Origin of the sequence: Mycobacterium sp. smrl_JER01 (assembly GCF_048513595.2) — a bacterium.
GTDB lineage: Bacteria > Actinomycetota > Actinomycetes > Mycobacteriales > Mycobacteriaceae > Mycobacterium.
Genome location: NZ_JBLXXK020000001.1, coordinates 1,755,919 through 1,776,669, shown reverse-complemented (window position 1 = coordinate 1,776,669; position 20,751 = coordinate 1,755,919). Strand labels below are relative to the sequence as shown.

Annotated in this window: 18 protein-coding genes; 10 read left to right on the top strand and 8 right to left on the bottom strand. The window is 66.9% G+C overall.

Annotation, left to right across the window (positions count from 1 at the left end; genetic code table 11):
* Window positions 1-106 precede the first annotated feature (106 nt).
* Entirely contained in the window at window positions 107-643 is a 537-nt protein-coding gene (locus tag ACNUDN_RS08430; protein WP_419125068.1) for a sigma-70 family RNA polymerase sigma factor, read from the bottom strand.
* Window positions 644-767: 124 nt separating this feature from the next.
* On the opposite strand from ACNUDN_RS08430, the gene ACNUDN_RS08425 reads away from it, so the two are divergent.
* The 4 genes from ACNUDN_RS08425 (at window position 768) to ACNUDN_RS08410 (ending at window position 6,221) form a co-directional block, all read left to right on the top strand.
* Complete coding sequence (locus ACNUDN_RS08425) at window positions 768-2,993, top strand: heavy metal translocating P-type ATPase (protein WP_419125067.1); 2,226 nt, start codon at window positions 768-770, stop codon at window positions 2,991-2,993.
* A 105-nt stretch (window positions 2,994-3,098) separates the two neighbouring features.
* Window positions 3,099-3,815 (top strand): superoxide dismutase, encoded by a 717-nt coding sequence (locus ACNUDN_RS08420; RefSeq protein WP_419121520.1) that lies wholly within the window; start codon window positions 3,099-3,101, stop codon window positions 3,813-3,815.
* Window positions 3,816-3,963: 148 nt separating this feature from the next.
* Window positions 3,964-5,604: a PepSY-associated TM helix domain-containing protein gene (locus tag ACNUDN_RS08415; RefSeq protein ID WP_419121519.1), complete on the top strand. Its 1,641-nt coding sequence runs from the start codon at window positions 3,964-3,966 to the stop codon at window positions 5,602-5,604.
* Complete coding sequence (locus ACNUDN_RS08410) at window positions 5,601-6,221, top strand: DUF5134 domain-containing protein (RefSeq protein WP_419121518.1); 621 nt, start codon at window positions 5,601-5,603, stop codon at window positions 6,219-6,221. The genes ACNUDN_RS08415 and ACNUDN_RS08410 overlap by 4 nt, the downstream gene beginning before the upstream one ends.
* Window positions 6,222-6,224: 3 nt before the next feature.
* On the opposite strand, the gene ACNUDN_RS08405 is transcribed toward ACNUDN_RS08410, so the two are convergent.
* Window positions 6,225-6,926 carry a zf-HC2 domain-containing protein gene (locus ACNUDN_RS08405; protein WP_419121517.1) on the bottom strand — a complete coding sequence of 234 codons (702 nt, stop codon included), beginning with the start codon at window positions 6,924-6,926 and terminating at the stop codon, window positions 6,225-6,227.
* A 136-nt stretch (window positions 6,927-7,062) separates the two neighbouring features.
* Here ACNUDN_RS08405 and ACNUDN_RS08400 point away from each other — a divergent pair, with 136 nt between their 5' ends.
* A complete protein-coding gene (locus ACNUDN_RS08400; protein ID WP_419121516.1) occupies window positions 7,063-9,015 on the top strand; it encodes a cytochrome c oxidase assembly protein in 1,953 nt (650 codons plus the stop codon).
* Between the two features lie 37 nt (window positions 9,016-9,052).
* Here ACNUDN_RS08400 and ACNUDN_RS08395 read toward each other — a convergent pair whose 3' ends face one another.
* On the bottom strand, window positions 9,053-9,484 hold the full coding sequence (locus tag ACNUDN_RS08395; RefSeq protein WP_419121515.1) for a BlaI/MecI/CopY family transcriptional regulator: 432 nt from the start codon (window positions 9,482-9,484) through the stop codon (window positions 9,053-9,055).
* A gap of 355 nt (window positions 9,485-9,839) precedes the next feature.
* Here ACNUDN_RS08395 and ACNUDN_RS08390 point away from each other — a divergent pair, with 355 nt between their 5' ends.
* Complete coding sequence (locus tag ACNUDN_RS08390) at window positions 9,840-11,315, top strand: PepSY-associated TM helix domain-containing protein (RefSeq protein WP_419121514.1); 1,476 nt, start codon at window positions 9,840-9,842, stop codon at window positions 11,313-11,315.
* A complete protein-coding gene (locus tag ACNUDN_RS08385) occupies window positions 11,315-11,794 on the top strand; it encodes a hypothetical protein (RefSeq protein WP_419121513.1) in 480 nt (159 codons plus the stop codon). The genes ACNUDN_RS08390 and ACNUDN_RS08385 overlap by 1 nt, the downstream gene beginning before the upstream one ends.
* Window positions 11,795-11,919: 125 nt before the next feature.
* Here ACNUDN_RS08385 and ACNUDN_RS08380 read toward each other — a convergent pair whose 3' ends face one another.
* The 4 genes from ACNUDN_RS08380 to ACNUDN_RS08365 all read right to left on the bottom strand — a co-directional run bounded on the left by ACNUDN_RS08380 (window position 11,920) and on the right by ACNUDN_RS08365 (window position 16,678).
* Entirely contained in the window at window positions 11,920-12,969 is a 1,050-nt protein-coding gene (locus ACNUDN_RS08380; protein WP_419121512.1) for a substrate-binding domain-containing protein, read from the bottom strand.
* A 69-nt stretch (window positions 12,970-13,038) separates the two neighbouring features.
* Window positions 13,039-14,079 carry an ABC transporter permease gene (locus ACNUDN_RS08375; RefSeq protein ID WP_419121511.1) on the bottom strand — a complete coding sequence of 347 codons (1,041 nt, stop codon included), beginning with the start codon at window positions 14,077-14,079 and terminating at the stop codon, window positions 13,039-13,041.
* Window positions 14,076-15,644: a sugar ABC transporter ATP-binding protein gene (locus ACNUDN_RS08370; RefSeq protein ID WP_419121510.1), complete on the bottom strand. Its 1,569-nt coding sequence runs from the start codon at window positions 15,642-15,644 to the stop codon at window positions 14,076-14,078. Before ACNUDN_RS08370 ends, ACNUDN_RS08375 begins: the two co-directional genes overlap by 4 nt.
* Entirely contained in the window at window positions 15,641-16,678 is a 1,038-nt protein-coding gene (locus ACNUDN_RS08365; protein WP_419121509.1) for an NAD(P)-dependent alcohol dehydrogenase, read from the bottom strand. The genes ACNUDN_RS08370 and ACNUDN_RS08365 overlap by 4 nt, the downstream gene beginning before the upstream one ends.
* A gap of 177 nt (window positions 16,679-16,855) precedes the next feature.
* On the opposite strand from ACNUDN_RS08365, the gene ACNUDN_RS08360 reads away from it, so the two are divergent.
* Window positions 16,856-17,776, top strand: a complete 921-nt coding sequence (locus ACNUDN_RS08360; RefSeq protein ID WP_419121508.1) for a sugar-binding transcriptional regulator — start codon at window positions 16,856-16,858, stop codon at window positions 17,774-17,776.
* A 46-nt stretch (window positions 17,777-17,822) separates the two neighbouring features.
* Window positions 17,823-18,596, top strand: a complete 774-nt coding sequence (locus ACNUDN_RS08355) for an SDR family oxidoreductase (protein ID WP_419121507.1) — start codon at window positions 17,823-17,825, stop codon at window positions 18,594-18,596.
* Window positions 18,597-18,618: 22 nt separating this feature from the next.
* Here ACNUDN_RS08355 and ACNUDN_RS08350 read toward each other — a convergent pair whose 3' ends face one another.
* Complete coding sequence (locus tag ACNUDN_RS08350) at window positions 18,619-19,476, bottom strand: helix-turn-helix transcriptional regulator (protein WP_419121506.1); 858 nt, start codon at window positions 19,474-19,476, stop codon at window positions 18,619-18,621.
* A 95-nt stretch (window positions 19,477-19,571) separates the two neighbouring features.
* Here ACNUDN_RS08350 and ACNUDN_RS08345 point away from each other — a divergent pair, with 95 nt between their 5' ends.
* Entirely contained in the window at window positions 19,572-20,732 is a 1,161-nt protein-coding gene (locus ACNUDN_RS08345) for an aldo/keto reductase (protein WP_419121505.1), read from the top strand.
* Window positions 20,733-20,751: the final 19 nt, after the last annotated feature.

Sequence of the window (20,751 nt, the reverse complement as noted above, 5' to 3'; positions counted from 1 at the left end):
GGCGTGTTCAGACATCCACCGCAACGGGGATTCACGGCCCTGGCGCGAGATCGTCGTCAACCGACCGGGTCGATTCCCGGTCACCGTTGCGACCGGCGGTGCGCAATCAGCCGGTGCGGTCGTCCTCGGTCACCGCACGCAATAATTCGTCCCGGGCGCGGGCGACCCGCGAGCGGATGGTTCCGATGGGGCAGCCACACACCTCGGCGGCTTCGGCATACGTCATACCCATGACCTGGGTGAGCACAAGTGCCTCGCGACGCTCAGGGTCGAGCGCATCGAGCAGGATCCGGATCTCGACCATGTTCTCGATGCGCCCGCCGCCCAGGACGTCATCCAGGTCGACGACATACGCCGGACGCGGACGCGACGAGTTGTACCGGATCTGATCGATGACGACACGCCGCGCGATCGAGAGCAGCCAGGTCTTGGCCGTCGACCGGCCGCTGAACCGCGGGAGTGACTTGATGGCGCGCAGGTAGGTCTCTTGGGTCAGATCCTCGGCACTGCCCGGATCCGAAAGGTAGGCGATGGTCCGCCAGACATCGCGCCGGGTGGCCTCGATGAACTCGGTGAGCGCCTCCCGATCACCCCGGCCGGCCGCCTTTGCCAGCAGGGTCACTCGGTCGTCGTCGCCGGCCATGGTCACCAGCAGAGACTATGTGATGATCCCTGGGAACTTCTCGCCGTACCCCGACGACCGATATCGAAGGGCCATCGGGAGGATTCGTACAGTGCAGGAGGTGAGCACCACGACGTCGACCGACATCACGGTGGCCGAATACCCAGAACGCGAGTCGACGCGGCTCCAGTTCGACGTGGACGGTATGTCCTGCGGCGCTTGCGCGAGCCGCGTGCAGGTCGTCCTGAACAAGCTGCCCGAAGTACGCGCTTCGGTGAACTTCGCCACCCGGGTGGCCACCGTGCAAGCGCCGGCTGGCATCGACGCCGACATCCTCTGCGAAGCCATCCGTAACGCCGGCTACGACGCCCGCCCGCGCCAGGTCGGCGCGGACGACGCGGCAGACCCGGACGCCGACCACGCCAGAAGCCTGCTTCTGCGCCTGGCGGTGGCCGCCGTGCTGTTCGTTCCCCTCGCCGACCTTTCGGTGATGTTCGCAGTGGTGCCGAGCACCCGCTTCGCCGGCTGGGAGTGGGTGTTGACGGCGCTGGCTCTGCCCGTGGTGACCTGGGCGGCATGGCCGTTCCACCGGACCGCGCTGCGCAGGGCACGCCACGGCACGGCCTCGATGGAGACCCTGATCTCGGTCGGGATCGCCACGGCGTCTGTGTGGTCGCTCTACACGGTGTTCGGCACGAACCACGCTGTCGAGGGCACCGGGATATGGCAGGCGCTGCTGGGCAGCGACGCCATCTACTTCGAGGTCGCAGCCGGTGTCACCGTCTTCGTGCTGGCAGGCCGGTATTTTGAGGCGCGCGCCAAATCCAAGGCGGGAAGTGCCCTGCGCGCGCTCGCGGCGCTGAGCGCCAAGGATGTCTCGATCCTGCTTGCGGACGGATCGGAGTTGGTCATCCCGGTCGACGAACTCGCCGAACAGCACCGGTTCGTGGTGCGGCCCGGCCAGACCATCGCCGCCGACGGCTTGGTCATCGACGGTTCGGCCGCAGTCGACATGAGCGCGATGACCGGTGAAGCCAGACCACAGCGTGTCCGCAGCGGTGACAACGTGGTCGGGGGGACGGTCGTGCTCGACGGGCGTCTCGTCGTCGAAGCCGCCGCCGTCGGCGCCGACACCCAGTTCGCCGGGATGGTCCGCCTGGTCGAAGAAGCGCAGGCCGAGAAGGCCGACGCGCAGCGACTCGCCGACCGGGTCGCCTCGGTATTCGTGCCCTGCGTCTTCGTGATCGCGGCACTGACCGCGGGCGGCTGGCTGCTCGTCGGCGCGACTCCGGACCGGGCGGTTTCGGCCGCACTGGCTGTGGTGGTGATCGCATGCCCGTGCGCCCTGGGATTGGCAACACCAACCGCGATGATGGTGGCCTCCGGACGGGGTGCCCAGCTGGGGATCTTCATCAAGGGCTACCGGTCCTTGGAGACCACCCGCTCTGTTGACACCGTCGTGTTCGACAAGACCGGGACCTTGACCACCGGCCGGTTGACCGTCAGCGCCGTGACACCTGCAGTCGGGTGGCGCGGTGAGGACGTCTTGGCGTTCGCCGCTGCAGTTGAATCGGCGTCCGAGCACGCCGTCGCGCTGGCCATCTGCACGGCGGTTGAACGATGTGCCGACGTCGAGGATTTCCACTCGGCGGCCGGCCGCGGCGTCAGCGGTACCGTCTCCGGTCGAGCTGTGCGGGTCGGCAAGCCGTCCTGGATCGCGCCGTCCGGTGTCACCGTCGCCCTTTCCAACGCGCGCCGGCAAGCCGAATCCCACGGCGAGACAGTAGCTTACGTCGAAGTGGACGGTCAGGTCTGCGGTGTGATCGCCGTCTCGGACAGGATCAGGGACTCGGCCGCCGAGGCCGTCAGCGCGTTACACGCCAAAGACCTTCGGACGGTGCTGCTGACCGGGGACAATCCGGCATCTGCGGCGGCGGTCGCCGCGGTGGTCGGCATCGAAGAAGTGATCGCCGATGTGCTGCCCGACGGTAAGGTCGACGTGGTCGAACAACTGCGTGCGCAGGGCCGGGTGGTGGCCATGGTCGGCGACGGAATCAATGACGGTCCAGCACTGGCCTGCGCCGATCTCGGGATGGCGATCGGCCGCGGCGCGGATGTCGCGATCGGCGCCGCCGACGTGATCCTGGTCCGTGACGATCTCAGGGTGGTTCCGACGGCGCTGGGCCTGGCAGAAGCCACGATGCGCACCATCAAGGTGAATCTCGTGTGGGCGTTCGGGTACAACGTCGCGGCGATTCCGGTGGCGGCGGCCGGCCTGCTCAATCCGTTGATCGCCGGCGCTGCGATGGCCTTCTCGTCCTTCTTCGTGGTGTCGAACAGCTTGCGACTTCGCAGTTTCGGTCCCGACTAGTCGTTTCGGTGCTGAGTCGTTTCGGTGCCGGGTCGTTTCGGTGCTGAGCGCCGATCGTGACCGCGTTTCTGCTTGAACACCGAACTGCCGGGGAAGAAGGAACACATGAGACACCGCCTCGCCCTTGCCCTCGCCGCTGTCGCCGCCCTGGTCGCGCCAGGGGTTGCAGCCACCCACCAGGCGCCGCCGGCGCATGCGCAGCAGGCGTTCACACTGCCTGCTCTCCCCTACGCATCCAGCGCTCTGGAGCCCGTCATCGACACCGAAACGATGACGCTGCATCACGACAAGCACCACCGGGCCTACGTGGACGCACTCAACGCAGCGGTCAGCGCCGACCCGTCGCTGCAGGGCCGGTCCGTGGAGGATCTGGTCGCCACCGCGGGCACGCTCCCCGCGGTGGTGCGCAACAACGCCGGCGGCCACTGGAACCACAGCTTCTTCTGGACCACCATGGCCGCACCGGGCCAGGGCGGCGCGCCGTCGGCGGAGCTGCAGAGTGCCATCGATCGCCAATTCGGTTCACTGGACGCCTTCACCGCCGAATTCAATGACGCCGGAACCAAGCGCTTCGGATCGGGGTGGGCATGGTTGGTGGTAGACGGCAACGGTGACCTGGCCGTCACATCCACACCCAATCAGGACAACCCGCTGATGGACGTCGCCGATGTCAGGGGCACTCCGCTGCTCGGGAACGACGTGTGGGAGCACGCCTACTACCTCAAGCACCAGAACCGCCGAGGCGAGTACCTGGGCGATTGGTGGCAGGTGGTGGACTGGAACACCGTGTCGCAGCGCTACGCCGCGGCCACCGCCCGCTAACCACACGACATCTCGGCGCGCTCGGGTCCCACCCGGGCGCGCCGTCGTCGTCCGGGTGGGAACCAAACCCTGTGATCGTGCGACTAAGTCTGCGATGCCGAGGATGCCAGTGCCTGGCAGCCAGACCGGCCCGGCCCTAGGGGATTCAATGACGACGACGGTGAACACGACTCGACGAGGGGACGCCGCCGTTCTGCGGCGGATCTGGCGTCTGCACTTCTGGGTGGGCTTGTTCGCCGCCCCGATGCTGGTGGTTCTGGCCTGTTCCGGTTTGGTCATTCTCTACAGCCAGCCGATCAACGACTGGTTGAACCGGGATCTGTTCCTCGTCGACCAGGGGACCACGACAGTCCCGCTCGACACACAACTACAGGTCGCGACCGGCCACGTCAGCGCGGACTTCCACCTGGATGCGATCACTCCCCCGGCAGCACCCGACAGGTCGACGCGGGTCGACTTCGTGAACCCCGAAGATCCGCCGTATCCGCACGGCGAGGGCAACGCCACCCAGGTGTTCGTCGACCCGTACACGGGCGGGTACCTGGGACAGCGTGAAGAGTTGTCGGGCGTCGTCGGCTGGGCCAACCAGTTGCATCGCCTGTTCGGCAACGACGGTCCGCAGGTGCAACTGCCTTCACTCGGGCATCTGATCGACCCATCGTCCTACCCCGAGGCCACCATCCCGGTCGGGGTCGGAAATCTCTGGCTGGAACTCAGCGCTGTGTGGATTCTTGTCCTGCTTGCCAGCGGCATCTACCTCTGGTGGCCGCGCGCCATCGAATCGGCCAAACCGCTGCTGCGTGTCCGGTGGAGCAAGAAGGGCAGGATCCGATGGCGTGATCTACACGCCCTGACCGGTGTCGTCATTGCGGTCATCCTCATCGGCTACGTGCTGTCCGGGCTCACATGGTCGCGGTACTGGGGTGAGAACTGGCGTGCATTCTCGGCGCATGTCGCGCCCTCGGTCTCGGTGGACGCCCCCTCGACGCCCGCCGTCCTGGGTGACTATGACCGGCTCGGGCGACGCATCGCCTGGGCGGCTCAGGACGACCCGATGTACGCGTCAGCGGTGACCGGATCGGCGCCGGCGCAACTGTCGCTCGACGACGTGAACCGGATCGCCGACGACGAAGGCATGGTGCCTGGCTACGCCATCATCCCGCCCGCCGACTCGACGCGGGACGGCGAAACCGTCTATGGCCCCTATGCCGTCGTCAACGCATGGCCACAGAAGATCTCCGAACAGCGCACGCTGTACCTGAATCAGTTCACCGGAGCGACCATCACCAACGCCACCGCCGACCAGGACGGCGCCCTGGCGCGTCTGACCAGCTTCGGCATCGCGATGCACATGGGCAACCAGTACGGCATCCTGACCCGGATCATGGCCACCGTCGCCGCGCTCGGCGTGATCCTCAGTGTGGTGACCGGTGTGCTGATGTGGTGGAAGCGGCGGCCTCCGGGCAAGAGTGGATTGCCCGGCCCGGCCAGCGCCGGCACGCGCGCCGAAACCCCCAGGCGCGCAGTCATCGCCGTATCGGCGGCCGCAGTTGCGCTCGGGGTGATCTACCCCGTCTTCGGGGTGTCACTGCTCGTGGTCCTCGCCGCGGAGACAGTTCTGAGCATCCGTCGACGCTCGACAGGCAAGCCAGGCGCCGCAACGCAAGTAGAGCCGGGGCCGGTGATCACGCAGGTCGCTGATGACGACGGCGGGGTACCGGTTGGACGGGTCACATCGGACGACGATGGCGACGACGTGATGGTCGAGGCATCGACGACGCCGAGATGATCGACGATGCCCTGCTGCGGTGGCTGGTGACAGCCCTGTTCGTCATCAGCGCCGCTGACTGCCTCGGGGCGATCGTGTCCGATCGCCGCACATGGCACCGTGCACTCGGTCACGCGCTGCATGCCGCGATGGCCGTGGCAATGGCGGTCATGGCCTGGCCGTCGGGAGCGGCGCTGCCCACGACCGCACCGATGCTGTTCTTCCTCGCAGCAACCCTGTGGTTCGCCGGCAGCACAGCTGTCCAACCCGGACACCGCGCGGTCAACGCCTATCACGCAGCCATGATGCTGGCGATGTCCTGGATGTATGCGGTGATGAGTGGCCGACTGATACCGCACCCTGCCGACGGTGTCAGCGCCGGCGCCGGCCACGGCGGGCATCACGGGTCACATTCGTTGCCGGGCATGGACGCCGCCGACACGGCGGCACCGCTGTTCATCGACGGCCTGAACTGGCTGTGCGCCGTCGGTTTCGCGGTGGCCACCGCTTGGTGGCTCTATCTGTACTTCGCGCGGCGCCACGCGGAGCCGACCGCACGGCCGCGGCAGTTCTTCGGCATTCTGTGCCAGGCGATGATGGCGGCAGGTATGGCCATCATGTTCGCCGTGATGCTGTGACGATCAGGCCGCCGACCCGTCGGTGGGCCACAGGTGACCACGTTGACGGCCGCGAGAAGCATTGCGCGGCAACACGATCTCCGCGTCTGCGGCGCCCTGCTCAGGAGTCGGTGGACTCGTCGACGATCGTCGCCATAGCAGTATCGCCAGGCAGGCACCGACGAGGACGGGCACGTGGGTGAGCACACGCGTCACCGTCACCGCCCCGGAAAGGGCATCGATGACGATGTAGACCGCGAGCGCGATGGCGAATGCGGAGAGGACACCTGCCAGACCCGCGGCCGCCGTCGGCCAGCGCGCCGCGACCACCATGACGACCCCTAGCGCAAGCGACCATGCGGTGGACTCGTTGAGAAGGTGCCCCCCTGGGCTGGCGCCGTGGTGGTGCGAAAGACCGACGCTGAGCCCAGCCGCCTGCCCGATGCTCAGCGCGATCTGGGCCAGACCGGTGCCCAGCAGGGCCCAGCGCGGCCAGTTCGCGGGACGCGGCTTCGGGTGCCGGCGGGGCCCGGGGGCAGTGACCGCCGTCAGTGACTCCGGACGCGCCAGCCGGCGCAGCGCGTCGGCCTGGGCACTGACTGCGCCGTACCACTGCCGGCACTCAGCACAGCCCGAGAGATGCTCGTCGACCCGTACGGAGGGAACCGGCTCCCGCTCACCGTCGAGCCGCGCCGACAGCGCTTCCCGAGCCACCTCACACTTCACACCGTCATTGTCGCGCACACCGGGCTGATGGTTCCCGACCCCGATCGGCGCGATCCCTCCCTGATCACAGCTACGACGACCAGTCGTAGACTACGCACGTCAACGTATGGTCGACAGGAAGTCCAGGTGAGGCCATATGGGCACCCGACCGACGAGGCGAGCAGGGTGGGCGAGCCCGGCACTGACTGCCTGGACGATCGCCGTCGCGGTCGCTGTCGGCGGCTACGCCTCAACGTCCGCGGCAGCCCGGTTCTCAGCGACGGGCCGGGGCTTCCCAGGCGCGGTGACCAACCTCGCTGAGTATCTGGGCTCCTTCGCAGCGTCACTCACCGCAGCATTCTGCTTCGGGCTGCTCGTCGTCGTGGTCACCACCGCGGTACCAGATGACGAAGGTCGAATCGACGCCGCGGCGTTCCGCTTTCACCTGTGGGTGGAGCGGGCCTCGGTGGTGTGGTTCGTTCTGGCAGCGGCAATGGTTCTCGTTGACACCGCCAGCGCCTCCGGAGTGTCGGTATCTCGGGTGGTTGCCAGTGGCGCGCTCGCTGACGCCCTGGCCGCATCGGAATCGGCACGAGGCTGGGGCGCGGCCACGGTGGCAGCCGGGGTGGTCGCCGTCGGAGTTCGTTTCACCCTGCGGTGGCCGGGCCACCTCGCACTGCTGATACCGGCCGGCATCGGCGTGATCGCCCCCGCGGTTACCGGCAACGCCGGCGAGGGTCCCGACCACGACATCGCCACCAGCGCGGTCATCGTCTTCGCACTGGCCCTCGCGGTGCTCTTCGGTGTCAAGATGGCCGCCTCGCTGACACCCGCACCGGGCTCGCCCGCCGAGCGCCGGGGACAGCGGCTCGCAGTGGTGGCCGGTGCGGCAGCGATACTCTACGGCGCGGTTCTGCTGTTCGTGATGGTCCGCGGCACAGAGCTTCTCGGCTCCGGGTATGGGCGTCTCGGGCTGACAGCCGGGCTGTTGCTCGCGGCAATCCTGGCAACCGATGTCGCGCTGGTACGCAGAACGGCGACGCCGCCGCGGCCGGTGGCGGTGGCCGGTGCCGCGGCGATGGTCGTGGTCCTCGCCGCGGTCTCGGCGATGGCTGTGCAACCGGCACCGAGGTTCCTGGTTCACGACTTCACCGTCTGGGATGTATTTCTCGGCTATCGGCTGCCCGGACCTGTGACCGCGGCCAACCTCCTCACCACGTGGCGCCTCGACCCGCTGTTCGGGATCGCGTCATTGATACTCGCACTGGCCTATGGCGCGGGAGTGCTCGTACTGCGACGTCGGGGTGATGTCTGGCCGCCCGGTCGCACCCTGACCTGGACCCTGGGCTGCCTTTTCCTGCTCCTCGCGACGAGTTCCGGTCTGCGCTCCTACGGGTCGGCGATGTTCAGCGTGCACATGGCCGAACACATGGTCCTGAACATGTTCGTCCCGGTGTTGCTGGTACTCGGCGCTCCGATCACGCTCGCATTGCGGGCCCTGCCCGCAGCACACCGTGGTCAACCACCCGGCCCACGCGAATGGGTGCTGCGGCTGGTGCATGCGCGGGGCACCCGATTCCTGGCCAATCCGATCGTCGCCTTTTCACTGTTCGTGGGATCGCTGTACCTGGTCTACTTCACACCGCTGTTCGACACGTTGATCCGGTACCACTGGGGCCACGAACTGATGAGCATGCACTTCCTGCTGGTCGGTTATCTCTATTACTGGGGCATCATCGGCATCGATCCCGGTCCGAGGCGGCTGCCGTTCCTGGCCCGACTCGGACTGTTGTTCGCGGTCATGCCGTTCCACGCGTTTTTCGGGATCGCGACGATGACGATGGCCTCGGCGCTCGGCGGCGGCTTCTACGGACACCTCGCCTTGCCCTGGGTGGCCAGCCTGTCCGACGACCAGCACTTGGGCGGGGCGATCGCGTGGGGGGCCAGCGAGGTGCCGGTCGTGATCGTGGTGATCGCGCTGGTCGCTCAGTGGGCCAGGCAGGACCGTCGCGCCGGCATCCGCCACGACAGGCACAGCGACAGCGGCTACGACGACGATCTCGACGCCTACAACGCCATGCTCCGCGAGCTGACGCGCACCCGCGAGTAGGCCCTCAACCATCGAAGTGCCTGTTGGGCAACGACTCTCAGTGATAGAGCAGCTGACTCCCAGCAGATTCCAGTTCGCGCACATCACCGGCGCGTCCGCTCTCCAATCGGGTCAGCGCATGACGCAACGCGGCTGCCTCGTCGGCCCCCACCCTTCCGACGAAACTCATCAGAGCAGCTTGTCGGTGGCTCTTCTCCGTCACATCGTCGAGCGCATCGACCATCAGGCCGGCGATCAATTCGTCACGACCGCCCGCCGCGATGTATCGAAACGCACGTTCGTCGCGGATCTGGTCGACGAGCTCTTTTTCCGCCAACCGGCGCAACACGGTCATCACCGTGGTGTAGGCCAGTGGCCGGCGCACGCAGAGCGCCGCATGCACCTCACGCACTGTTTTGGGCGCGGCGCTGTCCCAAAGTTGCTCCATTACCGCACGTTCGAGTTTGCCGAGTTGCCTGAACTTCGCCACCTACGCCTCCGCACTCGCCCTCACAGAACGCTTCGTAGTCTCAGTCGCGCCTACCGGGTAGAAGTTCCCGGCGCTTCACAGATCTTCGCGGACCTCGCGCTCACAACACGAGTTCGTCGGTACGGACCGGCATTCTGGGACGCTTGGATCAGACCTGGGCGGCAGCCTGACCACTTTGCACTGCCCCGAGAGCAGTGCCTTCACCGCTATCAGTCGGTCACGTCGGCATGGAAGTTCCCCAGCGGCCCCGCATTTGCTCAGCATGATCTGCTGTGCGACGGTGTGTCCAGAACCGGGCCCGCGTCCACCCCGAGCGGCCTCCGGCATGAAATCCTCGCCGAGAGTAAAGGCCACGATGTCGCTGACCGAAACCGAAGAGAGTGCCGATCCCAAACCTCGGCGCTCCGACGGCCGCCGATCGTTCTTTCTGCGCCTGCACTTCTACGCCGGCGTCTTCGTCGGACCCTTCATCCTCGTCGCCGCGCTCAGCGGGGCGTTGTACGCGCTGGCACCGAGCATCGAGCAGATCGTGTACCGGGACTACCTGCGCACCGCCGAGGCCGCAAGCTCACTGCCGGTGGCCGATCAAATCCGCGCCGCCCAACAGGTTCGGCCCGACCTGACGGTTGTCGCGGTGCGCCCGGCCACCGAGCCGGGTGAGACCACCCGGGTGATGTTCACCGATCCCGCACTCGGGCCCTCACAACGTCATGCCGTGTTCGTCGACCCCGCCACCGGCGCATCGCGGGGAGAGTTGACCGTCTACGGCAGCAGTGGCGCACTGCCCATGCGGACCTGGATCAGCAATCTGCATCGCAGCCTTCACCTGGGCGATCCGGGACGTATCTACAGCGAACTCGCTGCCTCATGGCTCTGGGCGATCGCCCTGGGTGGGATCTACCTGTGGATCAGCCGGTATCGCAGGATGAAGTCCCGAGAGCCGTCCCGCGCCCGGCTACTCACGGTGGACCACAGTGCCAAAGGTCGTCGCGGCACGCTGGGCTGGCATGGCGCCCTGGGCTTTTGGATGGCGGGCGGACTGCTGTTCCTCTCAGCGACCGGTCTCACGTGGTCGACCTACGCGGGCGCCAACATCAGCGAGCTGCGGTCCGCGCTGTCGTGGACCACCCCGACGGTGTCCACGCTGCTGAGCGTGGACGACACTGCCCCTGCGCCGACCTCTACAGACCAGCACGCCGACGATGGCGGCCACGCCGCTCATGGCGACCCAGCCCACAGCACCGCCACACCCGCGCCCGCTCCGCCCGTCGACCAGGTGGACCTCGTACTCAAATCGGCCCGCGCCATCGGGATTGACGGCAAGGTCGAAGTCGGTGTCCCTTCTGAGCCGGGCACCGCCTTCACGGTCATGCAGACCCGGCAGCCGTGGGTGCTGTCGAACAACTCAGTCGCCGTCGACGGGACCTCCGGCACGATCACCGACGTGTCCTGGTTCGCCGACTGGCCGGTAGCCGCCAAGCTCACCGCATGGGGCATTCAACTGCACATGGGCCTGCTCTTCGGCCTGGCGAACCAACTCGCTCTGGTCGCGTTGGGTGCCGCCCTGTCGGCGGTCGTGGTTCTCGGCTACGTGATGTGGTGGCGCCGCCGGCCCACCCGTGGCGACCGCATCGCGGGTCGCCCGCCGCGGCGGGGCGTCCTCGCCGGCCTAGACCCGCCGGTGGCCGTCGCGGTCGTCCTCACCGCCGCGGCGATCGGATGGTTCATCCCGTTGTTGGGGGTCAGTCTGATCGCTTTCGTCGTGGTCGATGTGCTGGTCGGCGCGATGAAACGTCGGCGTGTTGCCACCGAGCCCGCTTCTGCACGCTGATGCGCCGTGAGGACCCCGTCGAATCACATGTCGATTCGACCCTGCGGTCCATCGAGCGCCGGGTGCTGGGCGAAGTGTGGATCGGTTCGCCGCGAGCAGGCGCCGGCTCTGCTCTGGCCGTCACCCTCGGCATCGTAGCGCTGGCGAGCGCGACCTACGCGTATCGCCTGGGGCACGCGGCGGCGTTGATCGCCGATTCGCTATTCCTCGCGGCTGCGTTGATATCTCTTGCGGCGCTGACCTTCCGCCGCTTCATCTGGTGCTGCGCGGCAGCCTACCTGTGCGGAATCGCCACTGTGACCGGTGTCGGGGCTTTCTGGTGGTACCGGACTGCCGAGGTGGATTCGGCGCCGGTCTCGACCGCACTGGGTTGCCTGCTCGCGGCTGCGCTCACGCTGGGGTGGCTCAGCGTGTTGCTGACACCGGTGCAGCGTTCCCAACCTGATATGCGTCAACGGCACCGGCGTCAACGGCACTGACAGAGTCAACTCGCCACCACCACGACAACTTCGGCTCACGACAACTTCCGCTCACGACAACTTCCGCTCACGACAACGAGGACCGGCCCCGATGGCGGGCCGGTCCTCGTCGTCAGCTTGGTCCGTCAGGGTTGAGTCTGCCCCGGGATCCCCTCGTAGGCGATGTCGCCGGTCTCGAGGTTCTTGGTGATCAGGTCGGACAGCCCGTCGAGGAACTGCTGCCGCTCGGTGACCACGTGCTCGATCGCCACGTCGACGTTGTCCTGAGTGATGGCGGGCATGACATACACCGGCTCGGTGTTGACCTCCTCACCCTTGGCCAGCGCGTTGGCCACAGCGAGACCCGCTGCGAGCTCGACGGTGCCGTTCTGCAGGGACGTGCCGATGAACTCACCGCTCTTGACCGCGTTGAGACCGTCCTCGATACCGTCGATACCGACGATCGGCACCCCGTTGCGGCCCGATTCCTTGAGCGCCTGCAGCGCGCCGAGACCCATGTCGTCGTTCTCGGCGACGACGGCGTCGATCTGATTTCCGAATCCGGAGATCCAGTTCTTCATCTTGTTGACGGCCTCGTCACGTTTCCAGTTGGCGGTGTCCTTGGCCAGCACCCTGATCTCCGGATAGTTCGCCAGTACCTGCTCGATGCCCTTGGTGCGGTCGATCTCACCGGACTGACCCAGCGGCCCCTGCAGGATGACGATGTTGCCGCGACCACCGAGGTGGTCGGCCATCATCTGCATCTCCTGCATGCCCGCGGCGACGTCGTCAGGCTGCACGCTGCCCGCGACGTCGGGGTTGTTCAGCGCCGCGTTGACCGCGACCAGCGGGATGCCTTCGGACTTTGCCCTGGCGACCTGCGGTCCCAGCGAGTCCGCCTGGATCGGGACCACGATGATCGCGTCGACGCCCTGGTTGACCATCGAGTCGACCTGGTTGGCCTGCGTGGCGACATCGAGGTTGGCCGAGTTCCAGATCAGTTCGATGTTGTTGTCCTTGGCATAGGCCTCCATGCCCTCCTTACCCGCGGTGATGAACGAACTCATGTCGTACACCGAGACACCGATACGGGTGGTGTCGCTGTTGGCCGCCGTGTCCCCCGCCCCGCAGGCGGTCAGCCCGAGGCCGAGCACGCCGACCGAGGCGATCGCCGCGATTCTGGTGGTGAGTCTCATGTCATTCTCTCTTTTCATTGCAGTGTTTCGACGGTGAAAGGCCCTGCGCCGGTCAGTGTTCGGGTGGAATCAGGTTCGCCTCCTGGATGACCACACGTCGACCGCGACCGCGGCGACGATCAACACGCCCTTGATGACGTCCTGCCAGTACGCCGGGACCACGAGGATGTCCAGGCCGTTGTTCAGCGTCATGATCATGAACAGCCCGAGCGTTGTGCCCCAGATGCTGCCGCGCCCGCCCATCAGACTGGCACCACCGATGACCACCGCGGCGATGGCGTCGAGTTCGTAGCCCTGCCCCAGGTTCGGCGGGCCGGAGATGACGCGCGAGGCCAGCATCACGCCGGAAAGCCCGGCGAGCAGACCGGAGAACGCGTACACGCTGAACAACACGTTTTTGGCGTTGATGCCGGCCAGTTCGGCGGCGTTACGGTTGCCGCCGACGGCGTACACGCGCATCCCGTAGGAGGTGCGTTTCATGATGATGGCGAGCGCGATGATGCCGATGATCATGAGCAGCACCGGGATCTGCAGACCGAGGATCTTGGTGTTGGCGATCGAGCCGAACTCGGCGGGCAGACCGTTGATCGGTGCACCCCCGCCGATGACGTAGGCCACGCCGGATCCGGCGGTCAGGGTGCCCAGCGTGGCGATGAACGGTGGGACGTTGATGCGCGACACCAGGAATCCGTTGATGCAACCGAATGCCAGCCCGACGGCCATCGCGACCGTGACCGTCATCCAGACCTGCCCGGGGTTGGCCTTGGCCGTCGCCGCGCCGGCCATCGCCGACACCGCGATCACGCTGCCCACCGAAAGGTCGATACCGCCGGTCAGGATCACCAACGTCTGCCCCAGCGCGATCAGCGCGAAGGGCGCGGCGGCGACCAGGATGGTGACCAGGTTCTCGGGTGTGGCGAAGCGTGCACTGCGGTAGCTGAAGTAGGCGATCACCAGCAGCACCACGATCACCATCGAGTAGCGCAGCAGGATGCCCGAGAACCATTGCCGGGAAAACAGTTTCACCGGTTCGCCGGTGACCGGCGACGCCACCGTCGGGGCCTTGGACGGCCCCGGTGGCTGCTGGTCTGCGTCGACGTCGGTCGTCATGGTGCCTCCTGCTGCGTCGTGGTCGTGGGTCCACCGTCAAGTGCGGTTGCCAGGCGGAAGACCGACTCCTGAACCTCTGGATGATCGAGTGCGTCGCGGTCGAGCTCGCCGACCAGGGCCCCGCCCCGCATCACGAAGGCCCGGTGTGACAGGCCGACGATCTCGGGCATGTCCGACGACGCCATCAACACCGCCATCCCCTGGGCCGCGAACTCGGTGACGATGCGGTAGATCTCGCTGCGCGCCCCCACGTCCACCCCGCGGGTCGGTTCGTCGAGCAGCAGCACGTTGACATCGCCGGTGAGCCAGCGCGCCAGCACGACCTTCTGTTGATTGCCACCCGAGAGCGTGCCGACCTCCTGGCCGAGCCCGCGGCTGCGCAGACGGACCGACGACATCACATCCGAGACCGCCTTGGTACGGGATTTGCCGCGCAGCCAGCCCGCGAGCGAGAACGACGACAACCGTGGCAGGGTCCCGTTGTCGAGCACGCTCATCGACAGCACGACGCCGGAGAGCTTTCGGTCTTCGGGCACGATGGCCATGCCCGCGGTGATGGCCGCCGCGGGATGGTTGCGCTTGACGGCCTTGCCCCGCACCGTGATCGTTCCCGCAGTTGAGGTGCGGGCGCCGAAGATCGCTTCCAGCAGCTCGGTGCGGCCGGCGCCGACAAGTCCTGCCAGGCCGACGATCTCACCCGCGTTCACGGTGAACGAGACCGGCCCGGTGGCGCCTTCCACCTGTAGGTCACGCACCTGCAGCACCGGCTCGGTACCCGGGGTGGGCCGCTCGGGGAACAGCGCATCGAGTTCGCGGCCGATCATCGCTGTGACGATCTCGTCGTCGGTCACATCGTCGATGCCCTTGTCGAGGATCAGCCCGCCGTCGCGCAGCACCACGACCCGGTCGGCGATGGCGCGGATTTCGGCCATCTTGTGGGTGGTGTAGACCATCGCGACACCGTGCTCGCGCAGCGTGCGCACCACCGTGTAGAGACCCTCCACCTCGCGCTCGGAGATCGCCGATGTGGGTTCGTCGAGCATGACGACCCGCGCGCCGGTGCGGGCGGCCTTGACGATCTCGACGATCTGGCGCAACCCGACGGGCAAGCTGCCCATCCGGGCCGACGGGTTGATCTCGATCCCGAAGACGGCCAGCGCATCGCGCGCCTCGTCGACCATCGCCCGTCGGTTCAGAAACGGCCCGACCTTGATTTCCCTTCCGACGAAGAGGTTCTCGTAGACCGTCATGTCCTCGATGGAGGCCAGCTCCTGGGGCACGATGGCCACCCCGTGCCGGACCGCGTCCTTGGTGTTGCCCGGCGCCAGTGTGGCGTCGCCGACCTCAACCACACCGTGGTCGGCGGTGTACTGGCCGCTGATGATCTTCATCAGCGTCGACTTTCCCGCCCCGTTCTCGCCCGCCAGCGCGGTGACGGTGCCCGGTTGCAGTTCCAGCGCGACCCCTTTGAGCACCGGCACACCGCCGAAGCTCTTGTGGATGTCGCTGCAGCGCAACAGTGATCGCGTCGCGTTGTCCGTTACCGGGGCGTGTGCGGCGTTCACGTGGGCACCACGATCGACTTCAGACTGGCCGGATCGGAGTCGCTGTCGAGGGCCTCGCCGACGTGCTCCAGGTCGTAGCGACCGGTCACCATACCGTCGAGGTCGACGGCGCCGGACGCCACCAGGTGGATTGCGGCGGGCCAGGTGTCGGTGTAGCGGAACACCCCGGTCACGGTGATCTCGTGGTTGGCGATGTGACTGACCGGCAGCGCGTATTCGTCGGCACCCATTCCCACCAGCACGACGTGCCCGGCCGGTCCCACGGCCTTGATTCCGCTGACCACTGCCGCCGGCACCCCGGTGGCGTCGACGAACGCATCGACGGGATCGATCGCGGCGATGTCGACCTCGGTGGGGTCGAGCGCTTCGGTCGCGCCGAACTGCAGCGCCTTGTCCCGACGCGCGGCGACGAGATCGGTGATGACGATGCGGGCGGCGCCGAATGCCCGGGCGGCCTGCGCGCAGATCACGCCGATCGGTCCCGCACCTGCGATGAGCACCGATGTGCCGGGGGCGACCTGGGCCTTGCGCATGGTCGCTATCGCCACCGAGAGCGGTTCGAGCAGCGCCGCCGCCTCGTCGGAGACCGCGTCGGGGACCGGGTGGGCCATATCGTCGTCGATCAGCACGTACCGGCAGAAAGCGCCGTCGACGGGTGGGGTGGCATAGAACTTCATGTGCGGGCACAGGTTGTACCGTCCGGCTTTGCACTGCGCGCAGCGCCGGCACGGATGCTGCGGCTCGACCGCGACGCGCTGCCCGATCCGTCCCGGGTCCACGCCGGCCCCGACCGCGGCGACGCGCCCGGACAGCTCGTGCCCGAGGACCATCGGCTCATGCACGACGAAGTCGCCGATGCGACCGTGCAGGTAGTAGTGCACATCGGACCCGCAGACGCCGACGGCGGCGACCTCGACGAGGACCTGGCGCTCACCGGGCGTGGGTACCGGGCGATCTTCGATGTGCAGGGTCCGCACACCCGTCATCACGCTGGCGCGCATGGTGGCCGGTGTGGATTGGACCGTTGCGGTCATCTCGTTCCCCTTCGTTCAGCCGGCCCGGCCGCCGGGTAAGCACCCACCCGGCAGCCGCTCGTTTGTTACGCCTGCTGCTCATCTGATTACTTGTGATGTGGATCATCGTCTGCGCTAAGCTCATGTGTCAAGCGGCGCCGCTCATATGAGCAACCGCCCGTCGTGGAGGAGGGCGTCATGGGACCTGATGAGTTGTTCCAGCGCGCGGTGATCGCGCGGCGCTACTACCTGGAGGGCCGCACCCGCGTCGAGATCGCCGAGGAGTTCGGACTGTCCCGCTTCAAGGTGGCCCGGATGCTGGAGGAGGCTCTCGAGACCGGGATGGTCGAGATCACCATCCACGATCCGGGATCGATCGACGTGGAGATGTCGACCGCGTTGCAGCGCAAGTACTCGCTGCAGCATGCCTACGCGGTCGCCGCGGAGTCCAAGAAGGCCGCCGACAAGGTCGAAGCAGTCGCCAAAGCAATGGCCGACCTGCTGCAGTCGATCCTGCGCGACGACGATGTCATCGGCGTCGACTCCGGCCGGACCATGACCCACATCGCGCCCTACCTGACGTCACTGCCCAAATGCAACGTGGTGCAGCTGACCGGGTTGGCCGGCGCCATCACCTACAACGGCGCGGATCTGACCCGGCGCATCAGCGAGATCACCGGCGGCACGTCGTGGCCGCTGTACGCACCATTGGTGGTGTCCGACGCCCGCACCGCCGAGAGCCTGGCGAGCAACCAGCAGATCCAGGAGACCTGCGCCCAGCATGCCAACGTGACGTGTGCGCTCGTCTCCGTGGGGGCCTGGGGGCCGGACACCTCGCAGGTCTATCCGTCGCTGAGCTTGGTGGAGGCCAACGGTTTTCAGGCCGCGGGGGTGTGCGCCGAGACGTGCGCCCTGCTTCTGGACGCCGAAGGCAACCGGGTCGGCGGCCTCGACGAACGCCGAATGGGCATCAGCGAGGACACGCTTCGGGCCATCCCCACGGTGATCGCGCTCAGTACCGGTCCGGCGAAGATCGACGCGACCCGGGCAGTATTGAAATCCGGCCTGATCTCGGGTTTGGTCACCGACACCGAGGTGGCGGCCGCGGTGCTCTCCTGAAAACCCTGACTTCCGACAATCAACCCCACGAGGACGAGGACGACATATGACATCGGAGACCCAACCGGTTGTGGACCTGAACTTCCCGCTCGACGACAAGGTTGCCGTGGTGACCGGCGGTGGATCCGGCATCGGTGCCGCGATCGTCGCGGCGTTCGCCGCCAAGGGCGCCCGGGTGGCGGTCGTCGACCTCGATGGGGACGCCGCGTCGGCGCGGGCCACCGAGGCCGGGTCGGACAGTCGCGGATTCTCCTGCGACGTATCAGATCCCTCTTCCGTGGCGGCGACGGTGGACGCCGTCGTCGACGCCTTCGGCCGGATCGACATCCTGGTCAACAGCGCCGGTGTGGTGATGCTGGCACCGGCCGAGGAGTTGGATCTCGGCGCATGGGACAAGACCATCGACATCAACCTCAAGGGCACCTTTGTGGTGTGCCAGGCGGTGGGTCGACACATGCTGGCGGCCGGGCGCGGCGCGATTGTCAACATGGCCTCGCAGGCTGCGACCGTCGCCCTCGACCAACACGTCGCCTACTGCGCATCGAAATTCGGCGTGGTCGGCGTCTCGAAGGTGCTGGCGGCCGAATGGGGTCCGCGCGGGGTGCGGGTCAACACCATCTCGCCGACGGTGGTGCTCACCGAGCTCGGGCGCAAGGCCTGGGACGGACCCCGCGGCGACGAACTGAAGAAGCTGATTCCGGTGGGCCGGTTCGCCTATCCCGATGAGATCGCGGCAGCCGCAGTGTATCTCGCCTCCGATGCGGCAGCGATGATCACCGGCGCCGATCTGCTCGTCGACGGCGGATACACCATCAAGTGACGCGCCCGGTCCGAAGTGTTGTTCACCGCACGCGGTGCGGCGTCCCCACGTCGTGATCCCCGACCACCCCGAGTAGGCGCAGCTTGTTGTAGGACTCGGTGGCGGGATCTGCGCTGAGGATGATCAGCCGTTGACTGTCGTTGTAGGTGGCGAGTCGTTCACAATCCACGGTCACGGCGCCAACCTTGGGATGTATCAGGGTCTTTCGCTGCACATGACGCAACGCAACGTCGTGGCGTTCCCACAGCACACGGAACTCGGCACTGCGAGCCAGCAGTCCGTCGACCAGGGCGACGACATCGGCATCGGTTCGCCGGCGTGCCCACGTCGCCCGAAGGTCGGCCACCCGGATACACCCATGCAGCTCACGGTCTTCGGGTGGATAGATCCCCCGCGTGTCGGGCTCGATGAACCACTGCCAGGTCATGCTTGCGGACGCATCCTGTCGTTTCGTACGCCGGTCGCCCAACAGCAGTGTGCTGAGCCGGTTCTGCGCGAGCATGACCTCCAGGTCGGAAACCACGAACGCCGCACAGTCATCGAGTTGGTTGAGCAGATGGATCAGAGCCGGTCGCACGGAGGTGCTCGACGCGCCCGCTTCGGGTGCGTGGTGTCCGGCGAGTCGGTATAGATAGTCACGTTCGTCACGCGAGAGTCGCAGCGTGCGGGCCAGCGCCGAGAGCACATGGGTCGAGGGTTGCGGCGAACGGCGCTGCTCCAGCCTGGTGTAGTAATCCACCGACATCCCGCTGAGCTGCGCCACTTCCTCACGCCGCAGCCCTGGTGTTCGTCGACCCGTACCCGCAGGCAGTCCGACGTCACCGGGTTGCAGCGCCTCGCGTCGTCGTCGCAGAAAGCCCGCCAAATTGTCCCGGTCCATGCGTCCCACCCCGCAAGTCTCCCGTATACCGCAACCCACTGCCAGGGTCCGGCGATCCCTGGCAGCGCCGATCTACGCTCTGAATACTCGGCACCGTGAGTGACCCCGAACAGCCCCGCACGCAGCGACCCTGGCAACCTACCCGTCGCCGTCTGCTCCAAGTCGGTGGCCTGGCCTCGACCCTGACGGTGGGTGGTGTGTGGGCATCTCTCGGCAACAGCCAGGATCCCACATTCGGATCCGCTGTCTCGCTGGCGAATTCACCGCAGGCACCGGCGGCGCCGGTGGCCGCCGGATTGATCCACCGAACCATCCCGGGGACCGACATCTCACTGCCCGCGATGGGGCTGGGCACATTTCAGACCTTCGACGCGATTGCCGAGGATGAGCGCAGGATCCGGGACGAAGTGCTGCGCCGCTTCTGGGCGGGTGGGGGCCGGGTGGTCGACACGTCACCGCTGTACGGGCTTGCCGAGGAGAACCTCGCCCGCGCGGCCGTCGGCGACGGTTTCCACGACGAGTTGTTCCTCACCAACAAGGTGTGGTCGACAGGCGCCTATCTCGGCGACGAATCCCACGCCGAACAGAGCCTGCAGACCTCCATGCAGCGAATGTCGCGGTCTGAACCCATCGACGTCATGCAGTGTCACGCCCTGGTCAACGTCGACATGATCATGCCGGTGCTGCATGCATGGAGAGCTGAAGGCCGCATCCGCCGGCTGGGCGTCACCCATCACGACCCCGCCTACTTCGAGCCCATGGCCACGTGGATCACCGACGGCGACCTCGACTTCGTCCAAACGCGCTATTCGATCGCCGAGCGCCGGGCCGAGGAGCAGATCCTGCCGTCGGCGGCCGATCACGGAGTCGCGGTCACGGTCAACATGCCGCTGGAGAAGGGTCGCCTACACCAATTCGTCGGCGACCGACCCTTGCCCGATTTCGTCGCCGACATCGGAATCCAGACGTGGTCGCAGTACTTCCTCAAGTGGGTGCTCGCCCATCCCGCGGTGACGGCGGTGCTGCCGGCCACGTCGAATCCCGAGCACCTGGCCGACAACATGGCCGCCGGTCACGGACCATTGCCCGACCCCCAGATGCGAGCTCGAATGCTGGATCACCTTCGCGCCATGCCGGGCTTCGACCAGTTGACCAGCCAACCGTGGTACCCCGGCAAACAGTATGCCGGCATCATCAATCGCGACATGTCCGCGATTCGGGCGCGCAGTTCGTGGCGCTCGACCCGGTGGGTCTGATGGTCACCCAGACCACGAC

Excerpts from the sequence above, each read along its gene's own strand:
- ACNUDN_RS08415 (WP_419121519.1), top strand. The coding sequence starts at position 3,964 with ATGACGACGACGGTGAACACGACTCGACGAGGGGACGCCGCCGTTCTG.
- ACNUDN_RS08420 (WP_419121520.1), top strand. The coding sequence starts at position 3,099 with ATGAGACACCGCCTCGCCCTTGCCCTCGCCGCTGTCGCCGCCCTGGTC.
- ACNUDN_RS08430 (WP_419125068.1), bottom strand. The coding sequence starts at position 643 with ATGGCCGGCGACGACGACCGAGTGACCCTGCTGGCAAAGGCGGCCGGC.
- ACNUDN_RS08380 (WP_419121512.1), bottom strand. The coding sequence starts at position 12,969 with ATGAGACTCACCACCAGAATCGCGGCGATCGCCTCGGTCGGCGTGCTC.
- ACNUDN_RS08350 (WP_419121506.1), bottom strand. The coding sequence starts at position 19,476 with ATGGACCGGGACAATTTGGCGGGCTTTCTGCGACGACGACGCGAGGCG.
- ACNUDN_RS08365 (WP_419121509.1), bottom strand. The coding sequence starts at position 16,678 with ATGACCGCAACGGTCCAATCCACACCGGCCACCATGCGCGCCAGCGTG.
- ACNUDN_RS08375 (WP_419121511.1), bottom strand. The coding sequence starts at position 14,079 with ATGACGACCGACGTCGACGCAGACCAGCAGCCACCGGGGCCGTCCAAG.
- ACNUDN_RS08390 (WP_419121514.1), top strand. The coding sequence starts at position 9,840 with ATGTCGCTGACCGAAACCGAAGAGAGTGCCGATCCCAAACCTCGGCGC.
- ACNUDN_RS08355 (WP_419121507.1), top strand. The coding sequence starts at position 17,823 with ATGACATCGGAGACCCAACCGGTTGTGGACCTGAACTTCCCGCTCGAC.
- ACNUDN_RS08360 (WP_419121508.1), top strand. The coding sequence starts at position 16,856 with ATGGGACCTGATGAGTTGTTCCAGCGCGCGGTGATCGCGCGGCGCTAC.
- ACNUDN_RS08385 (WP_419121513.1), top strand. The coding sequence starts at position 11,315 with ATGCGCCGTGAGGACCCCGTCGAATCACATGTCGATTCGACCCTGCGG.
- ACNUDN_RS08410 (WP_419121518.1), top strand. The coding sequence starts at position 5,601 with ATGATCGACGATGCCCTGCTGCGGTGGCTGGTGACAGCCCTGTTCGTC.
- ACNUDN_RS08400 (WP_419121516.1), top strand. The coding sequence starts at position 7,063 with ATGGGCACCCGACCGACGAGGCGAGCAGGGTGGGCGAGCCCGGCACTG.